General features: G+C 47.8%; 16 protein-coding genes and 1 other RNA gene. 4 read left to right on the top strand and 13 right to left on the bottom strand.

Going from position 1 to position 20,109, the window contains the following annotated elements; translation table 11 throughout:
• Nucleotides 1-73: 73 nt before the first annotated feature.
• An RNA gene (ffs, locus tag ACVA58_RS02970) (signal recognition particle sRNA small type) lies at nucleotides 74-170 on the top strand.
• Between the two features lie 135 nt (nucleotides 171-305).
• Here ffs and ACVA58_RS02965 read toward each other — a convergent pair.
• The 3 genes from ACVA58_RS02965 to norV all read right to left on the bottom strand — a co-directional run bounded on the left by ACVA58_RS02965 (nucleotide 306) and on the right by norV (nucleotide 3,711).
• Nucleotides 306-692 carry a hypothetical protein gene (locus ACVA58_RS02965; protein WP_446508945.1) on the bottom strand — a complete coding sequence of 129 codons (387 nt, stop codon included), beginning with the start codon at nucleotides 690-692 and terminating at the stop codon, nucleotides 306-308.
• 389 nt (nucleotides 693-1,081) lie between these two features.
• Complete coding sequence (gene norW, locus ACVA58_RS02960; RefSeq protein ID WP_446508944.1) at nucleotides 1,082-2,224, bottom strand: NADH:flavorubredoxin reductase NorW; 1,143 nt, start codon at nucleotides 2,222-2,224, stop codon at nucleotides 1,082-1,084.
• Entirely contained in the window at nucleotides 2,224-3,711 is a 1,488-nt protein-coding gene (gene norV / locus ACVA58_RS02955; protein WP_446508943.1) for an anaerobic nitric oxide reductase flavorubredoxin, read from the bottom strand. Before norV ends, norW begins: the two co-directional genes overlap by 1 nt.
• A gap of 928 nt (nucleotides 3,712-4,639) precedes the next feature.
• Between norV and ACVA58_RS02950 the strand changes: the two genes are divergently transcribed.
• The 3 genes from ACVA58_RS02950 (at nucleotide 4,640) to ACVA58_RS02940 (ending at nucleotide 7,536) form a co-directional block, all read left to right on the top strand.
• The gene (locus ACVA58_RS02950; RefSeq protein ID WP_446508942.1) at nucleotides 4,640-5,128 is read left to right on the top strand and encodes a hypothetical protein; all 489 of its coding nucleotides are present in this window, start codon (nucleotides 4,640-4,642) and stop codon (nucleotides 5,126-5,128) included.
• Nucleotides 5,129-5,382: 254 nt separating this feature from the next.
• Entirely contained in the window at nucleotides 5,383-6,828 is a 1,446-nt protein-coding gene (locus ACVA58_RS02945) for a methyl-accepting chemotaxis protein (RefSeq protein WP_446508941.1), read from the top strand.
• Between the two features lie 198 nt (nucleotides 6,829-7,026).
• Nucleotides 7,027-7,536: a glycine cleavage system protein R gene (locus tag ACVA58_RS02940; protein WP_446508940.1), complete on the top strand. Its 510-nt coding sequence runs from the start codon at nucleotides 7,027-7,029 to the stop codon at nucleotides 7,534-7,536.
• A 105-nt stretch (nucleotides 7,537-7,641) separates the two neighbouring features.
• Here the strand turns inward: ACVA58_RS02940 and lpxM are convergent, their stop codons facing one another.
• The 10 genes from lpxM to rsmS all read right to left on the bottom strand — a co-directional run bounded on the left by lpxM (nucleotide 7,642) and on the right by rsmS (nucleotide 20,085).
• Entirely contained in the window at nucleotides 7,642-8,580 is a 939-nt protein-coding gene (gene lpxM, locus ACVA58_RS02935; RefSeq protein ID WP_446508939.1) for a lauroyl-Kdo(2)-lipid IV(A) myristoyltransferase, read from the bottom strand.
• Between the two features lie 300 nt (nucleotides 8,581-8,880).
• A complete protein-coding gene (locus tag ACVA58_RS02930; RefSeq protein ID WP_446508938.1) occupies nucleotides 8,881-9,297 on the bottom strand; it encodes a MarR family winged helix-turn-helix transcriptional regulator in 417 nt (138 codons plus the stop codon).
• A gap of 13 nt (nucleotides 9,298-9,310) precedes the next feature.
• A complete protein-coding gene (gene dmeF, locus ACVA58_RS02925) occupies nucleotides 9,311-10,264 on the bottom strand; it encodes a CDF family Co(II)/Ni(II) efflux transporter DmeF (RefSeq protein WP_446508937.1) in 954 nt (317 codons plus the stop codon).
• A gap of 199 nt (nucleotides 10,265-10,463) precedes the next feature.
• A complete protein-coding gene (locus ACVA58_RS02920) occupies nucleotides 10,464-10,982 on the bottom strand; it encodes a CueP family metal-binding protein (RefSeq protein ID WP_446508936.1) in 519 nt (172 codons plus the stop codon).
• Nucleotides 10,983-10,998: 16 nt separating this feature from the next.
• Entirely contained in the window at nucleotides 10,999-11,517 is a 519-nt protein-coding gene (locus ACVA58_RS02915) for a cupredoxin domain-containing protein (protein WP_446508935.1), read from the bottom strand.
• A gap of 42 nt (nucleotides 11,518-11,559) precedes the next feature.
• Nucleotides 11,560-14,688: an efflux RND transporter permease subunit gene (locus tag ACVA58_RS02910; RefSeq protein WP_446508934.1), complete on the bottom strand. Its 3,129-nt coding sequence runs from the start codon at nucleotides 14,686-14,688 to the stop codon at nucleotides 11,560-11,562.
• Entirely contained in the window at nucleotides 14,685-16,253 is a 1,569-nt protein-coding gene (locus ACVA58_RS02905; RefSeq protein ID WP_446508933.1) for an efflux RND transporter periplasmic adaptor subunit, read from the bottom strand. Before ACVA58_RS02905 ends, ACVA58_RS02910 begins: the two co-directional genes overlap by 4 nt.
• An 8-nt stretch (nucleotides 16,254-16,261) precedes the next feature.
• Nucleotides 16,262-17,560 carry a TolC family protein gene (locus ACVA58_RS02900; RefSeq protein ID WP_446508932.1) on the bottom strand — a complete coding sequence of 433 codons (1,299 nt, stop codon included), beginning with the start codon at nucleotides 17,558-17,560 and terminating at the stop codon, nucleotides 16,262-16,264.
• Between the two features lie 616 nt (nucleotides 17,561-18,176).
• Nucleotides 18,177-19,583: a hypothetical protein gene (locus ACVA58_RS02895; RefSeq protein ID WP_446508931.1), complete on the bottom strand. Its 1,407-nt coding sequence runs from the start codon at nucleotides 19,581-19,583 to the stop codon at nucleotides 18,177-18,179.
• A gap of 328 nt (nucleotides 19,584-19,911) precedes the next feature.
• A complete protein-coding gene (rsmS, locus tag ACVA58_RS02890; protein WP_446508930.1) occupies nucleotides 19,912-20,085 on the bottom strand; it encodes a pleiotropic regulatory protein RsmS in 174 nt (57 codons plus the stop codon).
• Nucleotides 20,086-20,109: the final 24 nt, after the last annotated feature.

The following is a 20,109-nucleotide window of genomic DNA, read 5'->3' as shown; positions in this document are numbered from 1 at the left end:
TATTGCAATCACCTCGGCCATAGCGGATAATCCATTCCGTTCTCGAACAGAGACAAAGAATCTATGGAGGCCCTGCTGGTCCTCTCGCAACACTACCTCGTGAACCCGGTCAGGCCTGGAAGGGAGCAGCCGCAGCGAGCGACGTGTGTGCCGAGATGTGGCTGGTGGGGCTTCCACCCATCTAGCGTTTGGTAATCTGCACCATATCCTTGCAAATATTCCCTCGTACCGTACATAAATTGCAGCGTAAGCTGACATAGTCATTTTAATAGACAACCTCACTTGCCTTTAACTCATCGCCCGAGTCACTCAGCAGTTTCAAAGTAGAACTTGTATTCTCGTACACCGTCTATATGAACACCTTTTTCTCTCAACTCAAGGTACTGCTGAAGCTTAACCGTTCTGAAATCCATAGCTTTCAGCGCAAGGATTATCCGCAGTTCATCCATTGAACGTGACTTTGCAGCAGAACTGCAAGTACTGCAGACAACATGAGCCTTTGCCTTAAAACCAGTCTTATCCAGCCAGTTTAGCTCTTTCGGTTCTTTACGCTTACCACAGAAGTAACAGCGGTTGTCTTGCTTCAATGCTGCCTGCTCCCTTGCAGCTTTAGGGCTCGGTAATTTGTTAGGTGGGGTGGTGTTGGCTTTCTTACTACCACTGAACTTAGAGAACTGAACGATATTAGACATTTGGATAACTCTTACTAATCAAGGATGTATTCGTTTAGCTGACACCCTCCCGAAGGGCGAGTTTTCTAAGCTCATATACAGCGTTATTGTTTCTTGATTTAGAGCCACTAGATCTTTAAAACAATGCCTTGTTTATAAGCTTATAAATTCTCGCTGAACCTGCATATTGAGGTAGCTTGGGTATATATCCTATTTCTTGTGCATTCAATTAGTCAAATTACCGCAGTACTTATTGCACAGGTTAAGTGAGTTTCGGGGAGGATGGGGTGTACATAACACGAGGTTGGCATAGCAAACTCCGGTTATCCTTACACAGCGAAACGATCGAGTCTAACAAAGCCAGCTTGTGACAGCCGGCTAGGAGAAAGGTAGTCGTTACAGACTTACTTTTATGAAGCGTGAAGCTCTCTTAGCATGGGGAAAGCCATTTTCGCGTGTTCACCCGTGCAGATGAAACCAACAAAATTATCATCAGGATCATAGCTTTTAATAACCATGCCATCTGTTTTCATATCTGCAGACCAACGGGTAATGTCATGCATAGAGTTACCTGCTAATTGGATGGGATACTCTGGTGTTTTAACCTTAACGAGCATTGTTGGAAGGTTAAGCGTGGCTGAGCCACCACCCAGCTGACTGGCAATAACATTCGCTGACATTATTGCTGGCTGGAGGAATGCCAAAACACGGCCATGAATTTCAGCGCAATCCCCAACCGCATACACATCTGGTGCGCTTGTTCTCATTGCATCATCAACAACAATCCCTCTGTTGGTTGCTATCCCTGCCTCCGCGGCTAATTTGATGTTTGGACGCACACCTGCCGCGCTCAGAACAATGTCACAGGAAATATTGAGACCTTGGTTAGTGGTAACTGTCATCCCATTATTCGTTTCACTCGCCCTGACGACATAGTTGTTTGTCAGCACGTTAATATCAAACTTCGATAATGCCTTGAGTAGCTCAGTGGCGACAAACTCAGGTATTAACGATGACAATAGATGAGATGTTGGCTCAACAATGGTGACTTTTTTTCCTGCTTTAGCGAGGTCAAGGGCCAGCTCGACACCGATAAGACCGCCACCAATAACAGAGACACTATTGGCTTCGTCAACCTTACTCTTGCTCGCGGCAAACTCATCAAGGCTGTTCAGGGTAACAATTCTATTGCTATTAATTCCTTCAATTGGCGGAATGAACGCGCTAGAACCTGTTGCAATAATCAACTTAGAATATGTGTGGAACTGATCATTGACCCTGATGGTATGAGCTTCATGATCAATATCTTTCACAAGATGATGCGCGTGGATCGTCACTCCATATTGTTGTGAAAGCTCTGCAGCTGTTTTTGTTGGCAGCTCTTCGGGCATTTGGTTTTTGCTGAAGACATGGCTCAAGTCCGGCTTGTTGTATTCGCTGCCATCACCTGAAGTAAACAGCTCTATCTTATCGGCACAGCCGCTGCGGTGGAGCATTTTTACGGTTTGCAGAGCCGCAAAACCGCTACCAATGATAATGATTGGGTGAGCCATTATTTCACCTCCACAAAGACTTCTTTACCTAGCTGGCATTCCGGGCACAAGAACCAATCAGGCAGATTGGTAAATGCTGTACCCGGTTCGATGCTCTGCATTGGCTCGCCCAGTTTTGGATCGTAAATCCAGTTACAGACCGTGCACTGGTAGCAACTGCAGTCTGCTGGGTGCGCTTCCTCTTTTGTCTCTTGTGGCTGTTCTGCAAGCACTGTCGACTCTTCAACGTGTTGTGTTGAAACGGTTTCAGCATCTTGTGGTTTCTCACCTTTATCAGCGATTACAGCATTTTTATCATCCCAGGCTTTGGCGATGTTCACACCGTATGCAAAACATTCAGCCAGGCCATCGGTGTCAGGTTTCCAGTGAAGGTGCAAAGGCTCTTCCACCTCAAAGCCAGCTTCACGTAGGCGAGCATCAATACGCGTGACTGCACCGCCCGTCCAGCCAGAAGAACCAAAGGCTGCTGCTGACTTCTCCTTGAAGCGCAAACCATGCACCTCTTCGAGCAGTGCGGCCACTTTTGGCATCATCACATTGTTCATGGTAGAGCTACCTACCAGCACACCTTTAGAGCGGAAAAGGCTGGCAAGGATAACGTTCTTGTCATGACGGGATACGTTGTAAATCTTGATGGTGGTATTCGGGCTTTGGCTGCGAATACCTTTAGCCACAGCATCGGCCATCATGCGCGTGTTACCACTCATGCTGTCATAGACCAGCGTGATGTAGTCTTCTTTGTAAGCCTGTGACCACTCGTAGTACTTCTCGACAATTTGAGTGGCGTTCTCGCGCCAGATACAGCCGTGAGATGTGGCAATGATATCGATAGGGACACCAAGGGAGAGCACCTCTTCGATCTTGGCTTTTACTAGCGGAGCAAACGGCGTCAGGATGTTTGAGAAGTAGCGCTGACATTCATCAAAGAGCTCAGTCTGGTTCATCTCGTCATTGAATAGATGCTCGTCGCAGTAGTGCTGGCCAAAGGCATCATTCGAGAACAGAATGTTATCACCTGTCATGTAGGTAGCCATGGAATCAGGCCAGTGAAGCATCTTCATTTCAACGAATACAAGTGCCTTACCGTTACCGATATCTAGTGTGTCACCGGTTTTGACGGTGCGGAAGTTCCAGTTTGGATTGTGGTGATGACCGACAATGCTGTTAACACCCGCTTCAGTGCAGTAGATGGGCGTGTTTGGGATCTTTGCCATCAACGTCGATAATGCGCCAGCATGGTCATGCTCAGCGTGTTGCGTGATGATGTAATCAATCTGGTTTAAATCGATTTCTTGCTCTAGGTTGGCAATGAATTGTTCGTCAAATTGATGATCTACGGTGTCGATGAGAACAGTCTTTTCTTCTTGGATTAGGTAGCTGTTGTAACTGGTACCACGGCCCATCTTATATTCTGTACCGTGGAAGTATTCTGTTTCCCAGTCCTTGATACCTACCCATTTCACATTGTTCTTAACTTGAATGTTCATATCGACTTTTACTCTATTGGCTTAAACATAAAAACTGAACAGGGTATTGCACTAGCCGTGCCAACTTTTAAATCGCTTACGCAAAGGTTTGCGTGCTTGATTTTTATGCGAATTTCGAGTGCTGTCGGATTTTGTGGTGTCAATATGACAGCTCTGAAAGTGTCATATTGACAATTTAATTGTCAATATGACATTGCTTCGACACGACAAAAACAGTGGATTAGCTGGCTATTTTTCACCGAGCGTCGCAAATCCGCTGCTTTTCGCCGCAACCGGGCAAATTATTTGTTTGTTGGGCATTAGGCTTCATCTGGGGAGGCGTGTCTGCACGCTGGTATACGGTTTTGTATATACCTGAAAAGGCGTCAGCAATGAGTGAAAAGACCAATCACTAGTTTGGGCTTCGGCCTCTTCAAGCATGCGCTGAGGTCGTCGCTGTCCAAAGATACTTGGCTAAAGGCGGGGCTTCTGTCTTTTCGACTCATCATCTATTGGTTGATTTTGAAGTATAACCGTCTGGCAATGATTTCCAGCGAGAGCTGATCACGGAAGAATGGGATACGATTGGTCAACCGGTGGAAGTGTCGTTTTATCGCCGGTCGCTTACCGAACTCTTTGAGGCGGTATTTACATCGGGCATAAGTGTGGTTGGATTCTCGGAAGGCAACCCAGCGCCTGGAATAGCGGACATTGATCCACAGCGTTTTGAGCAGTTAACGATGAAGCCTAACTTCATCTATATTGAATGCCAGAACTGAGTTTTGTGAAATGTTATGCTTTGTGGCACGATATATTCGCTGGCTTATTTCCCAAAGCTTGAAGTCGGTCACCCTATTTGCAACAAAAATTGATAAAACGCATAGTTCTTTGTTGCTGGAGTGCATAATGTCACTGTTGTTCTGTTCCAGAGAAATGAAAGGTTACCAATATGTCTGATGTACCAGTGTCTGTTACAACCGCCGCCGAAGTGATCCAGCCAGTTGCTGAATCTTCGGGTTCGATTTGGGGTTATGTAGCTGGTGGTGTTGCCTTGCTGATTCTTGCCGGTTTCTTCGGCTATAAGAAAATCAACAAGCCAGCATTTATTATTAAGCAGGTACGCAAACGTAACCTGAAAGAGATTAAGAAGTTAGGTGTTGAAAATTCTGACTTCGTGAATGATTTAGATAAGCTGTTGGACTCGGTTGAGATTTATGCAACTGAAAAAGGCATGAAGGGTTCTGATGTAGTGAAAATCATCAGCCCGATGAACGATAAAGATCGAATCAAGACCGCTGGTGATATGTACCAGTCAATGATTTATATTGCCAACGATATCAAAGATGCGTCGCTGGCACGTGAGTTCAAGAATAAAGCCAAGCAAGTTAAAGCAAACTCGCCTTTGATGGCAGGTCTGTTCAAACGCGCAGGTATCTAAGCTCACCTTCGTTTATCCGCGAAAAGTAACATGCAAAACCGGTTGGTATCGCTCTGAGTTTCGGAGCGATACTGGCCGGTTTTTTTATGCCTGGACGCCACGTACAAGCCATTAAATGACATCAATCGTGATAGGGATCGACTTTTTGTGAAATGCTCCTCTCTTGTTATCTGAAAAATAAACTCCACATCACAACTGTAAGCGGTGAGCTGTTACCATATAGCGAAACCCAATAATAACTACAGGGAACGAGGATGAGAGAGGTTGAATTTCGTACCGTTGACAGGCTGTTCGTCAAGATGTCGGTCAACGATAAGTTTTGGGTGCTCTTTGCACTGATTACCACGGTCGTCACGGCGATTGCCGGGCTGCATTACCGCCAAAGCGTGACCCAACTTGAACGGCAACAACTGGCGGTGACCGAAGCAAGGCTTGTAGCAATGGTCGAAACCGTTCGGGTATCAGGCTTGAACGATGATGCCCAGCGTAGTTTGTTGCAACAACAAGGTGTGAATTTTACCGGCAATACTTACGGGGCAGCCCGAGAGCAAGCGCAGGTGATAACTCCCATGGGCACGGCGAGCCTTTCACAGGAACTATCGGTATCATTACAGGCCGGAAAAGATCAGGCTCTGCAGCGCTTTTTCTATTCACTGGCAACACTGCTTCCAATTGGCTTGTTATGTTACTGGATGGCGACTTTCCTTGGTGGTGCCTTGTGGGTAATGCATCAGGCCACCAAGCGTATTGCCGATGGTGATTTGACGTCACGTTTGGGCTTCCACGTTGGTAGGGATGAGTTTGGTATTATCGGTTATGAACTAGACCGTACCATGGATACCTTGAGCGAGTTAGTGAATACCGTGAAACACAGCGCGCAGGATCTGCAGGTTGCGGCCGGTAATTTTGGTAATGATGCACAAGGCGCTGGCCAACAAGTGAACCAGCAATACGCTTCGCTCGATTCAGTAGCGACGGCGATGGAAGAAATGACAGCGTCGGCTAAAGACATCGCTGGTTTGGCACAGCAAACGTCAGATCAATCGGATGCTGACATGCAAAGCATCGAGCAGGGGAACCGCAATGTCCAACAGGCTATTGTAAAAGTGACCCAGTTGTCTGAGCAAACCGACGAAGCTTCACGTGCTGTTGGTAGCCTTAATGAGAAAGCTGAAGAAATCAATGCGGTGATCACCACGATCAATGCGATCTCTGAACAAACCAACTTGCTTGCTCTGAACGCGGCAATTGAAGCGGCCCGTGCCGGTGAGCAGGGCCGTGGTTTTGCGGTAGTGGCAGATGAAGTGAGGACGCTGGCTGGACGCACTCAACAGGCGACGGTTGAGATCCAGGCAATGATCGATAAGCTGCAACTTGAGACAAATAGTATCTCTAACATTACAGCTGTGACTTTAGAGCAGTCTCATCACAGCCGCGAGATGATCACTGAAATTGGCCGTGATGTGGACAACATTGCCCTATCAGCCCGTCAGGTGATGGATATGAGTACCCAGATTGCAACGGCTGCACATCAACAGACAACGGTTGCCAATGATATTGCCTCAGAGCTGCATGATATCCGCTCTCAGTCGGAAGTGATCCGTACCATGAGTGAACAGTCGATTGATAACAGTACTAGCTTGGGGGATACCTCTCGTCAGTTGGGTGAGATTTTGCATAAATATCGCACCAATAGCTGAGATCAATAATCCAGCACATTACAAATGAGCCAGTTACGTCAGTAACTGGCTTTTTTACATGGATCTGTGAATTCAGTATGGGAATACAATGATTTTCATAACCAGAATGGAGCCTTGTCACGGCACATTGCCGACTTGCTTGCTAGTCTGACTATATAGCCAGTGTGTTTCTGGCTGGATTGTAGAGGGGGAGAGCGTATGAATACTCAACTAACCGTAACACTGGCGGGACAAGATCATCCTCAACTTATCAATAAATTGGCAGCCAAGACTCACGAGCTTGGGGGCAAGTGGCTGATCAGTAAAATTAACAGGCTGGATAACCAAGTTGTCGGGATTTTGAAGATTGATATTCCTGCGCAGTCTGTGGGTCAACTAAGGGAGCTTTTCCAAGCCCAGCAAGAATTGGATATCCGGATCATTGAAGCGGCGGAAGTTGGTGAGATCAAAACCGACCACCTTACACTGAAGGTCGAGTCGAAGGATCGCCCGGGTATCGTCAATGATATAACCCGTATTTTGGATGATATCGGCATCGGTATTGTGAAGATTGAAAATCACCGTATAGGTGTCCCTGATCTAGGACAGGCTTTATTCTTTGCCGAGTTGCAGGTTGATGTGCCTATCGAAGTGGATACTGAACAGTTGCTTGAAGCGTTGCAGCAAGTCGACGATGGTCTGATAGTGAAAGTGTTAGAAACGGCTTAACGCTATAGCGTATTAAACACGACGCTGAAGAAGATAATAACAAAAAGAAAGAACAAGGGCCGGATGCAACTTGCATCTGGCCCTTTTTCATGTCTGTTGGTGAAGTTAATAGCGCCTGCTGCCGTCAGGGTGGGTACGCAAGATTTTGAGGATCCACATGTACTGCTCGGGTTGTTGGCGGATCATCGCTTCCAGCTCTTGATTCATTCTTGTCGCATCTTGTTGTTCATTGCCTGAAGGAAAGTCAGTTAAGGGTGGCTGGATGGTAATGGTAAATTTACCGGTGTTTAAATCATAAGAAGGAAAAACCGGTAACACGACAGCCTTGGAGAGCTTGGCCAGTTTGCCCACCCCCTTGACCGTGGATTTTTCATGGCCGAAAAATGGAGCGAACACACTTTGCTGTAATTGATGCTCTTCATCTGGCAAGTAATAGGCAAGATAGCCTTCTTTAATCGAACGCAGATAAGGTTTGATGCCTTGGTTACGCTGGTAAATACGTCCGCCAAATTGCTTGCGCTGCACGTTCATCAGCCAGTTGATGATTGGGTTGGTTTGCGGTTTGATCATTGCCACCATTGGCATGTCATTGGCCGCAAAATAAAGCGCCGAAAAGTCGATGGCCCAGTTGTGGGGCACGAGCATGATAATGTTTTTGTCTTGGGTTTGTAGGGCTTCCAGGTGCTCCAGGCCTTGAACATCATGGCTATTGAGCATGTAGCGGCGGCCTTTGATAAAAGGCTGGGCGAAGCCTAATAATATACAACCAGCAACGGTGAATGTGTCTTCCAGCAAGGCGAGCCGTTGTTTTTCGTTGTAGTCAGGAAAGCAAAGCTCAATGTTTTTCAATGCGCGCCGTTTGGCCCCTTTTTTTTTCTTTAGAATTAGCTTGGCAGCAAAGCGAGCAATGCCTTTGCGGGCGTTGTGTGGTAGTAGGGCCAGTAAAAAAATGACGGGTATTGCAGCCCATAATAGCCAATGACGAGGGTGTAAAAAGGAAAACTGAAAGGCCGGGTTGTACTGGCCGTAGGTGGTATCGCTCATATCCATGTCCATATTTGGCCAAAATCAGTTAGGTAAACCTTAGTGGCCGGTGCTGCAAGCAGCGTGCATTGAAATTCGTATCTAGAAGCAGACAACTGTTATTCAGTAAAGGTTCAGGATTGTAAGCAGGTGATGTGACGTTACCAACATTTTATTGCTAAATTAATGATTATGTGATGTTTATTCAACCACTCCATAAGATAGAGGGTGCATATTTATGGCGCGAAGGGAGTAGGGCATACAGGTACGAGTCCGTACCTGTTTAGGATGGATAGCAAGAAGTCGGTAGGAGCGTGGTGTTTAGAACTCTTGGTTCATTTTGGTCAAGCTAGCAAGAAGCTGTTGCCGCTCATCAGTACTGAGCTTGGCGGTGATGTCTTGCGTCAGGCTGAGATGAAGTTGATCGTGTTCTTGATACAACTCTTCTCCCTTTGCCGTCAGCTCAACCAAAATCGATCGACGATCTGATTCATGTGGACGGCGCACCAGAAGGCCCAACTTGACCATTTTATCGACCTGAACAGTCAGGGTGCCGGTTGTCACGCCAATTTTATCCGCCAACTCCTTCATCCTCATCGCACCATGGGCACCTAGAATTTCAACGACATGAATCTGTGGCAGGGAGAAGCCCTTGCCACGGACAACGGATTGCTCCCAAGAAGAGAGCTTTTCGTAGAATTCAATGATGGTGTGGTTCAACTGTTCAATGTCTTTCATTTCTGTCTCGTTGTCAGTGTGCCGTTTGGCACGGGTTGACCTCTATCGTGAGATGACTAAGTTTATCGAATTCTTTCAGTAATTGCTTGTATTCGTTGGCTGCTTTGGGTTGGTGGGTCACCAGCGAAATCATCGCAGCATAATGGTCGGCGCTGATTTTCCAGATATGGATATCACTGACTTTGTTATCGGCATTACTTTCAAGTGTGTCGACAATTTTTTGTTGGTATTCATGGTCAATACTGCCATCAAGCAAGATTGGGCTGGTTTGCTTCATCAAGCCCCATGCCCAGCGAGTAATGATTATCGCACCGACCATGCCCATGATGGCGTCGAGCCAGTCGTAGCCAAGGTATTTACCAAACAACAGGGCAACGATGGCCAATAGAGATGTCAGGGCATCTGCCAATACATGGAAATAGGCTGCGCGGAGGTTATGATCGTGACCATGACTATGCCCGTGGTCATGGCTATGGCTATGTTCATGATGATGGTGACCATGATCATCATGGTGGCTACCGTGCAACAAGAATACGCTGACGATATTGACTAATAAACCGATCACAGCCACAAGAATGGCTTCATTGAATTGTATGGTTTGTGGATTAAGCAGGCGGTCTAAAGATTCAACCAACATCAATAAGGCAACAAGGCCAAGTGCGATGGCACTAGTGAACCCTCCGAGAACACTGACTTTGCCTGTTCCGAACGAGAACGTTGGGTTGTTGGTGTGCTTGCGGGCATAGCGGTAGGCAAACAAGGTAATGAGGAAAGCGGCTGCGTGGGTCCCCATGTGCCAACCGTCTGCCAATAACGCCATCGAGCCATACAGTGTACCTGCGGTGATCTCTGCCACCATAGTCACGACTGTCAACCCTAGCACCCATCGCGTCCGCTGTTCCCCTTTATGGTTGATTGAAACAAAGTCATGGCTATGCTGCCATTGTTGCAAATTAGAGCTGTGCATGAGCGTTCCCCAGATTGGTATAAGCTATTTTGTTTGATAATAATATATTTTGATGGTCAAGGTATTTTGTAATCATATAGTTTGAAAGTCAAAGTATATTGAGAGACGAGAGACGAGAGACGAGGGAATGTGTGGCGCATAGAAAAACACCCTGCAGAATTATGGTCTGCAGGGGGAGGCTATAGCGTGATGACGCTTTTTAGATTAGCTGCATAGTGGTGATACAGGTGCGGCTGTTACCTTCTGTGCTAAGTACTTCCGTAGCTGTTTTGCCTTGGTAGGTGAATGTGAACTGGTAGTTACCATTTTTCGGCATCCAGAAATCAATAAAACCGTCTTTTTGGGTTTTCACCATGCCAGATTGAACCACTTCATTGGTTTGGGTATCGGTAATTTCCACCGTCATGGCTTTGTTGACCATTTCCCCTTGGCAGCCAGTTGGAACATGGAAGGTACAACCATGGGTCACTTTTTCGAACGGGGCAATAGAGAGTAGAAACTCTTCTTCAACAGGGACGGTCGCCTTTGTGCCATCGGCGAACTCTGCATGGATAGCGTCAGGCATGATTCTCACGGTTGCCTCGCCAGTCCGGTGCCACTGATGGGATTGTTCAAGCGCCGCTTGCGGTGACAGCTCACTGAAAGCTTGTGCATCTGTACTTGCTAGTGCTTGTGCGCTGCTTAAAGAGAGTAGAAGTGCAGGTAGTAGGTATTTCATCGTGTGTTCCATCTCGTTATTTCAAAATTGTATTACGCTTCATGCCAGCCTCGGAGTGGCCCGCAATGTTGCAGGAGAACTCAACAAAGTTCTGGCCCATGAAGTGCCATCCCATTTCTGCGGTTTCACCTGGTGCTAAGGTGAGAGTGGTTCCGTCATGATGCTCCATATCCGGCATTGCCCGCATCATTTCGCGATGTTTGGCTTGTTCGTCGAGACTGCCGATGGAAAACTCATGGGGGATCTGGCCTTGGTTGGTGATAACAAACCGAACCACATCACCTTGTTTGATGGACAAGTTTGGCTCGAATTGCATTTTCATATCGTCGGTTAGTACCACTTGATAGGTTTGGCTCGCCTGAGCGACTGGTGCAGGCATACCAACTGCTGAGGCCATCGCGCCGTGGCCAGGCATCTCATGGTGCCCAGACATATTACCGTGCCCTTCGTGATGATGAGCGTGGCCCCCAGCGGCAAAGCTCAAGGGAGTAGCCAGTATTAGAGCCAGTGATAAGGTGGTTTTTATTTTCATCATAATTCCTTACCCGGTGCAGGGCACCGGGAATTGTGTTTGTCGTTATTGCGTGAGTTTGTAGCTAAAGCGTTTCCAAAGCTGGAAGGAGGCAGGTAATACCACAAGCGTGAGTAACAGCGCCGAGGACATACCGCCAATCATCGGTGCGGCAATACGCTGCATGACTTCTGAGCCAGTCCCTGAGCCGTACATAATAGGGATAAGGCCGATGATGACGGTTGATACGGTCATCATGATTGGCCGCACCCGCAGTCCCGCCCCTTCCTGAATTGCCTTGTTGAGAGACGCAAGCGTCAATGGCTTGTTGGTGTGCTCGGTTTCTTCCAGTTGGTACTTCCAGGCCTGATTGAGATAAACCAGCATGATGACCCCGATTTCTACCGCCACTCCGGCAAGGGCAATGAAACCGACACCGACGGCAATCGAGAAGTTGTAGCCTAGCCATTCCATCAGCCATACCCCACCAACCATCGCCAAAGGCAGGGTACCCATGATGATCATGACTTCTCCAGCACGGCGGAAGCTCAAGTACAACAACAGCATGATGATGGCAATGGTGGCAGGTACTACCACAGTCAGTCGGGCCTTGGCCCGTTCCATGTACTCGTATTGGCCTGACCACACCAGCGAATACCCTGCGGGTAGCTCAAGTTGCTCGGCAACCACCTGCTGGGCATCCTCAACATAAGATCCGAGATCGCGACCATCAATGTCGATAAAGACCCAGCCGTTGGGACGGGCATTTTCGGTTTTGATCATAGGTGGGCCATCTTCAAAGCGGATATCAGCGACATCAGCCAGTGCGATCCGAGCACCATTAGGAGTAACAAGAGGCAGATTTCGCAATTTATCCAATGAATCGCGGTAGCTCTGCGGGTAGCGGACATTGATAGGGTAGCGCTCCAGTCCCTCGACAGATTCTCCAACGTTCATGCCACCAACCGCTGTACTGATCACCTGTTGAATATCACGGATGCTTAGGCCATAGCGGGCGGCTTCTCGGCGCTTGATATCCATGGTGATGTAGCGGCCTCCGGCGACTCGTTCGGCATAGACCGACGCTGTGCCTTCAACGCCTTGCAGTACGGTTTCCAGCTGGGCACCGATTTGCTCAATGTGTTTGAGATCTGGGCCGGCAATTTTGATCCCTATTGGGGTTTTAATACCGGTGGCCAGCATGTCGATACGGGTCTTGATTGGCATTACCCAGGCGTTGGTCAAACCGGGGAACTGAATCAAGCTATCCAGCTCACGACGTAAGCTTTCTGTGGTGACACCTTCGCGCCACTCTTCCTTCGGTTTGAGCTGGATAATGGTTTCGATCATGGTCAACGGTGCGGGATCAGTCGCGGTTTCAGCCCGGCCGATTTTGCCCCAGACGGTTTTTACTTCAGGGATGGTTTTGATCAGCTTGTCGGTTTGTTGCAACAGTTCGCGCGCCTTACCGATTGATATTCCCGGGTAGGTGGTAGGCATATACATCAAATCGCCTTCATCCAGCGGTGGAATGAATTCGCTGCCCATCTTTTGCATTGGATAGTAGGCCGATGCCATCAACGCCAGTGCAATAACAATCACTGTTTTTGGGAACGCCAAGCTGAAATTAAGCAATGGACGGTAGAGTGCAATCACCAAGCGGTTGATCGGGTTTTTATGCTCGGGCATCACGTTGCCACGGATCAGGTAGCCCATCAGTACCGGTACCAAGGTGATTGCCAAGCCAGCAGCCGACGCCATGGCAAAGGTTTTGGTGAAGGCCAGCGGCGAGAACATTTTGCCTTCTTGGCCTTCCAAGGCAAACACAGGTACAAAACTTAGGGTGATGATAATCAGCGAGAAAAAAAGCGGTGCGCCGACTTCTTCTGCTGCTCGGCTGATCACCTGCCAGCGGTTTTTATCTGTAAGTGGGGTCCGTTCAATGTGTTTGTGGACATTCTCGATCATCACGATGGCACCATCGACCATAGCGCCGATCGCAATCGCAATCCCCCCGAGTGACATGATGTTAGCGTTGATCCCCTGCCAGTGCATGATGATAAATGCAGACAGAATGCCGATAGGCAAGCTGATAATCACTACCAGTGATGAACGGAAGTGGAATAGGAACAGGGCGCAGACGATGGCGACAACAATAAATTCCTCAAGTAATTTTTCGTAGAGGTTCTTTACTGCGCTGTCGATCAAGCCTGAGCGGTCATAGGTGGTTACGATCTCCACGCCATCAGGCAAGCTGCGCTCTAGATCTGCGAGCTTGTCTTTAACGTTGTTGATGACTTCTTGAGCATTTTCGCCATAGCGCATGACTACAACCCCGCCAACCGCTTCACCCTCACCGTTTAGCTCCGAGATCCCCCGGCGCATTTGTGGTCCGAGGTTGATATCGGCAATATCGCCAAGTAGCAGTGGTGTGCCTTTGTCGGTGACTTTGAGCGGTATACTCTTGAGGTCGTCGATGTTGGAAACATAGCCGGTTGCCCTCACCATGTGCTCAGCTTCGGCCAGCTCAACCACCGAGGCCCCTGCTTCTTGGTTACCGGCCTGAATCGCCATATTGACCTGTTGTAGCGTCAGGTTATAGGCGCGTAGTTTGTTGGGATCAATCTTGACTTGGTACTGTTTTACCATACCGCCAACCGTGGCGATTTCCGATACGCCTTCCACGGTTTGCAGCTCGTATTTCAGGAACCAGTCTTGTAGGCTTCTAAGCTCGCTCAAATCGTGTTGGCCGGTTTTATCAACCAGAACATAGTTGTAAATCCAGCCGACACCGGTAGCGTCGGGCCCTAGTGTTGGCTTGGCGCTGTCAGGTAGGTTTGGGGCGACTTGGCTTAAGTATTCCAATACCCGCGAGCGTGCCCAGTACATATCGGTATTATCGTTGAAGATGATATAGACATAGGAATCGCCGAAGAAGGAATAACCACGAACCGTTTCTGCCCCTGGTACTGCCAGCATGGCAGTGGTCAGCGGGTAGGTAACTTGATCTTCTACCACTTGCGGTGCTTGGCCGGGATAGCTGGTTTTGATTATGACCTGTACATCCGATAAATCTGGGATGGCATCAATCGGAGTTTGCTTGACGCTGTATAGGCCGGAAGCAATTAAAAAAGCGGTGGCAACCAAAACCAGAAAACGGTTTTGGATTGACCACCGGATCACGGCACCGATCATTGTTCAGTCTCCTTGGTCGCTGGAGTCTGGGTATCATGTTCCATGTTTTGATGGTCGTGGGCGCTGTGGTCAATTATTGCACCACTTTCCCCGTCATCTGCTTCTATACCTGAAAGCGTGTACTGGCCATTGTCCTGCTTGGTCACTAGAAACCGTACCGACTGGCCACCGACTAAATGGTTTAGATCACTGTCATCGCTGACCGTAAAATCCATGGTCATGGCAGGCCAGCCCCATTCAGGGATGGGTGGGTGCTCCAGCGTTAGCATCTTGTGATCCAGCATGATATTTCGGATCACCCCGGTGGTGTGGACTTGGCTGGAAGGTTGACTCGGTGTCTGGGTGTTGATGCGGCTGAGATCGGCATTTTGGCTCGATTCAGAATCAAGCATAAAGTGAGCCGAGGTCACGACGGTATCATCAGCCGTTAGCCCATCAATTACCTCAATCATGCCAGCGGCGGTTCGTCCTGTTTCAATTCTTGCCGAGCGGTATTTACCTTCACCAAGAGCGAGGACAACACGGGCCATATTGCCTGAGCGGATCACCGCTTGTTCCGGTACCACGAACACCGATTCCTTGGTCTGCGGGATCAAGGTTAAGTTGGCGAACATGTTGGGTTTTAGGTTGGCTTCTTGGTTACTGAATTTCAAACGTACTCGCAAAGTACGGGTAGCAGGATCCAAAATCGGATAGATATAATCAACTTGGCCCTGCCAATGTTTACCCGGAAGGGCATCGACCCACATATCCGCATTGGTGCCAGGTTTGATCCAATGGGCTTGGCGCTCAAACACTTCGGCATCGACCCAAATATCAGACAGTGACCCCCCGCTCATGACAGTCTGCTGTGGCGACAAGTAAGCACCATTACGGATGTCGAGGGTGGCAATGACCCCATCGGCAGGGGCTTTGATCGCAATATACTGACGCGGTTTGCCACGGCGAAGAATATCGCTGATCTGGCCGTTATCCACGCCTAATGAACGCAAGCGATCTTTGGCGCCATTGACCAGCACCGCTTTACCCATGCGCTTGGCATTGATCAGCTCTTCCTGGGCTCGGACTAGATCTGGTGAGTAGATCTCGAATAATACTTGTCCGGCAAGTACTCGCTCACCAATGGCATTGACACTGAGGTTTTGGATCCAGCCGCTGACACGGCTGTTGATCTGCCATAGCTGGCTTTCATCAAAACTAACATAGCCCACGCTATCAATTTTTGGGGCGAGCTGCTGGCGTTCAACCTGGGTTGTTTTGACGCCGAGGTTGTTCTCAACCGCTGAGTTGATAGTGACGGTACCGGCCGGGTCATCATTGCCGCCTGCAAGATCTTCTTCATAGACTGGGATTAAATCCATCCCCATCGGTGATTTACCGGGCTTATCACGCTGGTAGTTCGGATCCATGGGAGCGACCCAGTAAAGAGGCTCGTTGCTAGCTGCTTGGCTGTTTGTGTCATGGCTTGTGCCTAATTGTTTATTAGCGAAGTAGCTGTTACTGAAATAACCCAGGCCAGCACCAATGGCGAGCGCGATGAAGGCAACAGAAAATGACTGTTTCATGATATCCCTTAATATTTGTTCAGCAGGTAAGCCAAGGTGTTATTTGTTTGTTGTAAGTCGGCGGCAAGGCGTGCCTGTTCCAGCTCTATGGCCAGCTCTTCACTGGCAGCCCGGATATATTCATCCAACTGGCTGGTATTGTTTTGATAGCCTCGCTCGACCGCCTGGGTTTTTTCCTTGGCTTGCTTTAGCAAGGTTGAGCGGTAGCGATCCAGACGCTGCTGGGTGTTATCCCTGTTGATAACGGCAGCACTGATCTGTGCATGCATCTGGCGCAGCATGAGATCACGCTGTGTTTTGGCCGCACCGACCTGATGCTGGGCGGCAGACAGCTTTCTGTCCTGACGTTTTTCGGTGAACAGCGGGAGATCCATGGTGATATAGGCGCTGATCAAGTCCGGAGCGGCAGAGCCATCCATACGATCCGCCTGACGATGGGCATACATCACCTCGACGCCGAACTGCGGTTGGTAGGATTCATTGGCAATTTCCACACCGGTTTCACTACTTTTGATCAGCTCATCTGTCACGAGAATATTCGGATGGCTGGCGAGTTGTTGATAATGATCCTGTGTTGACGCTACTAGATAGGTTTGCAGAGCCAGCCATTGTGGATAGGCTTTGGGTTTGATCTGCCAAGCTTGTTCGCCTAACCATTCAGATAACTGGGCACGCAGCTGCTGTTGCATCTGTTGGTTTGACTGAAGTTGATCATCAATTTTGTTGACCTGTAACTCGGCTTGGATCAAATCCTGCGCTTGGCTAGCCCCAACACCGTAGTTGGTGCTGAGGTAGCGGGTGAGTTCGCGGAAGAGATCTTGGTTTTGTTTAATCAATAGCTGGCTTTGTTCAAGGTAGGCCAGTTCGATCCAACTTGTTGTAATCGCTTTGGTGACATCCAGCTTGCGGATATCGGCTTGTTTGCGAACACTCCCAGCTTGTTGCCGGCTCAGCTTTTGCTGCAGAGATAAGCTATCGCCACGGCCAAATTGTTGCATTAAGCCGACTGAAATGTTGGTCATTGGGTCTTCATCGAAAGCAAAGCTATCGACCGGTAAACCGCCGATACCAACCTTCACTTTGGGATCCATGAGTTGGCTATTGGCAATCCCCATTTCGCTGATCGCATTAGCCTGAAACTGTATTTGCTGTTGGGCAACATCATGTTCAACCGCCCAGTTAATTAACCCATTTAATGTCGCTGGCTCAGAAAGGGCGTTGTCTGGATAAGAGTTCGCCCAAGAACTGGCAGCAAAACCAATGAGAGACACCATGCAGATCGCACGGTAGATCTTGTTGTTATGCATATGTTTTTCACTTTTTCGACGTAAATAGCGACTGGACAAGCGAACTGGCCCAGTGTTGTAAACGGAAGCGAATTAGTGAATAGGGGGGCGGAGGCTATTTTCGGGGCGAGAAATTGGAACGCTTACCAATAAGCGTTGGGGAGCACCTTGAGCGGATAAGTTTGCTTGTGCGAAATAGAATTCGGGCAGAGTGGAGTACTGACAATGGCTGCTGTTGCAGCTTTTACAATGCTTGTTATCACCATCATTGCCGCAGTGGTTAGCGTCCATTGTAGAACCATCAACGCAGTTATCACAGTGAAGCATGCCTTGGTTATGAACACTGTGATGAGCAGTGTTATGGGCCGTCGATGATGCAGAGTCTGTATGATGGCTTGAAACTGTTTGTTGACTGAGCATTACTTGATGACCAGACATAGCAAAAACTGGGTTGATCGCTAGGCTAATCATCAACACCAGAAGTAATGCCAGCATATTGTGCGGTCGGCGCAAAGTCATCAATATCTAACTGTAAATTATAAGATTACCAATAAGTGTAAACCTTCCCCTAGGGGAAACGTCAATAAAAAGAAGCGGCCAATTGGCCACTTCTTATTATTGAGATGGTTTAGGGGGGTTAGCTTGCCGCTTCTGGTTCAATTTCAGCAGTAAGCTTTTGAGGTGCCGTTTCTACCTCTACGGCCTCTACTTCCGTTGCTTTAACATCGGACGTTTTATCTGCTGCTTCAGCGACTTTAACATCTTCTGTAGCTACTTCTTCTGTGACTGACTCTTCAGCTACAGCGTCCTCTTTACTAGCGTTTTGCTCTTGTTGAACAATAGCATCTTCGCCTTGGTCGTTCGCTTGGGTGTAAGCTGCGACAAGGGAAGCATTGAGTTCGGCAATCTTGGCTTCCAATTGCTTCACTTTCTCACTGGTTTGAACGCTAGCTTGCTGCTCTGCTGTCAGTGATGCTTCAAGCTCTGTGTTTTTTTCCTGCTCGTCAGTCAGCTGTGCCAGAAGTTGTTGCAAGTTCTGCTCACCTTCGCTTGATTGGGCTTTCTGCTGTTCAATCAGAGAGACAAGAAGCTTGCCTTGTTGATTAATTGGGTTATCACGCAGATCGTCACTACCAAGTGCTTTGGAAATGTTGACCAGTAGTTTTTCAAACGTCAGTACATGACGCTCATAGTCTTTTTCTGGTAATGCTTTTAGTTTCTGTACTACGTCAGCAATATGCTCGGCATGTTTTAGAGAGAACATGGCTTCAGCTGCCTTGTCTTCAATCTTGTTAATCGAACGAGGCTCAGCACCAATGAAGGCTTCAGCAGCAGTTACACGTGTTGCGGCTACAGCTAGGGTATCTGGCGCATGTAGTGCCGTGTTACTCGTTTTCAATCGCGCCAATTCTTTTTGTGCGTCGGATAGATAAATACGAGTGACCGTTTTGACTTCTAGCGCACGTTGTCGGCTAACCAAATCCGGTTGGCCAGACGTAGCACGCTCTGTTCTGTCATCGGCAATAAAGTTGACCAATGTTTTAAGCTGGGTTTCTAAGCGTGCATTGGTTTGCGGATAATATTCATTGACGTCTAAAGACGCTAATTGTGCACGGTAAGAAAATGCTTCATCAAGAACAGATAATGCCTTTTCGCGGGTCATTTCTGCTTTTGCAATATTTAAATTGAATAGGTTCAGCGCCTCTTCTGTCGCTTGAATATTGGTTCTTGAGCTAAAGAAGCCGGTACTGCTGTGTGCTTTGCTTGGGTCCGTCTCAAACACCGCGTAGTATTCTTTAGCGTCGCTGAGTGCTTTATCTGCATCCTGGAATGATTTTGTTGCAAACCAAGGAAGGTCATCCGCTTTTGCATTGCTAAGTTTTTCTTTAGCTTGATTAATGTTCTGAGCAATTGAATTGATCTGGGTGGAGATTTCAGACTGATTGCTTTCTAGAGGAAGTGTTTTTGTTGCATCAGAATCAGACGCACAGCCCGATAAAAGCACAGCAACAGCAATAGCCGTTAGTGTTAGTCCCTTTTTCATTACAGCTCCAACTGGTATGTATATGAGTAAAAATATGTTCTGAAAATATAATTAGATTTATTTGCGGCAAAGATTGTAGAACGATATAAAAATAAGTGGAATACCAACGGTTTAATTATTTATTTAAAAATATTTCAATTGAAGTTAGTGGTTATTTTGATGACGGGAAAATAACGAGATGGTCATTATTTTGACGATTTGCTGTTAGGAATATATAGCTCATAACATTAGCAGCTATGGCAATAGGCAAGCAGCCTGAGAGTGACTCCGTTAGGTGTTAAGCTGCTTGTGCTGAAATGCAGTAATGAAGGGTTAACAATGTGTCGGGCTATTGGCCTTTGGATGCTTTTAGCTTGGCTTCTAGATCACCCTTCACGATATTGATTGCTGACAATGCCGTTTTAAGATCAACCTCGTTGTTTTCGAGTAGGTAGATAAGATCTACCGCCAATTTGATATCGTCCGGAGCGTTGTCGAGGGGGGATGAAGTTGATTCAGTCATAATGTTCACATCGTCTGGTTAGTT

It is taken from the genome of Photobacterium sp. DNB22_13_2, from assembly GCF_052873915.1.
This window is presented reverse-complemented; position numbering and strand designations above follow the sequence as displayed.